This window comes from Haemophilus sp. SZY H68, from assembly GCF_018829685.1.
Taxonomy (GTDB): Bacteria; Pseudomonadota; Gammaproteobacteria; order Enterobacterales; family Pasteurellaceae; genus Haemophilus; species Haemophilus haemolyticus_K.
Genome location: NZ_JAHKKB010000012.1, coordinates 1 through 1225 on the forward strand (window position 1 = coordinate 1; position 1225 = coordinate 1225).

Genomic DNA, 1225 nt, shown 5'->3' on the forward strand with positions numbered 1-1225 from the left:
ATGTGCGAACTCGATATTTTACACGACTCTCTTTACCAATTCTGCCCCGAATTACACTTAAAACGACTCAACAGCTTAACGTTGGCTTGCCACGCATTACTTGACTGTAAAACTCTCACTCTTACCGAACTTGGCCGTAACCTGCCAACCAAAGCGAGAACAAAACATAACATCAAACGAATCGACCGATTGTTAGGTAATCGTCACCTCCACAAAGAGCGACTCGCTGTATACCGTTGGCATGCTAGCTTTATCTGTTCGGGCAATACGATGCCCATTGTACTTGTTGACTGGTCTGATATTCGTGAGCAAAAACGACTTATGGTATTGCGAGCTTCAGTCGCACTACACGGTCGTTCTGTTACTCTTTATGAGAAAGCGTTCCCGCTTTCAGAGCAATGTTCAAAGAAAGCTCATGACCAATTTCTAGCCGACCTTGCGAGCATTCTACCGAGTAACACCACACCGCTCATTGTCAGTGATGCTGGCTTTAAAGTGCCATGGTATAAATCCGTTGAGAAGCTGGGTTGGTACTGGTTAAGTCGAGTAAGAGGAAAAGTACAATATGCAGACCTAGGAGCGGAAAACTGGAAACCTATCAGCAACTTACATGATATGTCATCTAGTCACTCAAAGACTTTAGGCTATAAGAGGCTGACTAAAAGCAATCCAATCTCATGCCAAATTCTATTGTATAAATCTCGCTCTAAAGGCCGAAAAAATCAGCGCTCGACACGGACTCATTGTCACCACCCGTCACCTAAAATCTACTCAGCGTCGGCAAAGGAGCCATGGATTCTAGCAACTAACTTACCTGTTGAAATTCGAACACCCAAACAACTTGTTAATATCTATTCGAAGCGAATGCAGATTGAAGAAACCTTCCGAGACTTGAAAAGTCCTGCCTACGGACTAGGCCTACGCCATAGCCGAACGAGCAGCTCAGAGCGTTTTGATATCATGCTGCTAATCGCCCTGATGCTTCAACTAACATGTTGGCTTGCGGGCGTTCATGCTCAGAAACAAGGTTGGGACAAGCACTTCCAGGCTAACACAGTCAGAAATCGAAACGTACTCTCAACAGTTCGCTTAGGCATGGAAGTTTTGCGGCATTCTGGCTACACAATAACAAGGGAAGACTTACTCGTGGCTGCAACCCTACTAGCTCAAAATTTATTCACACATGGTTACGCTTTGGGGAAATTATGAGGGGATCTCTCAGTGC

The 1225-nt window shown here is 45.0% G+C and carries 1 protein-coding gene; it reads left to right on the plus strand.

Annotated elements, in window-relative coordinates; genetic code table 11:
• Positions 1 to 1209 (plus strand): IS4-like element ISVsa5 family transposase, encoded by a 1209-nt coding sequence (locus tag KP712_RS09055; protein WP_006250222.1) that lies wholly within the window; start codon positions 1 to 3, stop codon positions 1207 to 1209.
• The last annotated feature ends 16 nt before the right edge of the window (positions 1210 to 1225 follow it).

Bases quoted from the DNA above. Each gene is read 5' to 3' on its own strand.
- KP712_RS09055 (WP_006250222.1), top strand. From the start codon at position 1: ATGTGCGAACTCGATATTTTACACGACTCTCTTTACCAATTCTGCCCC.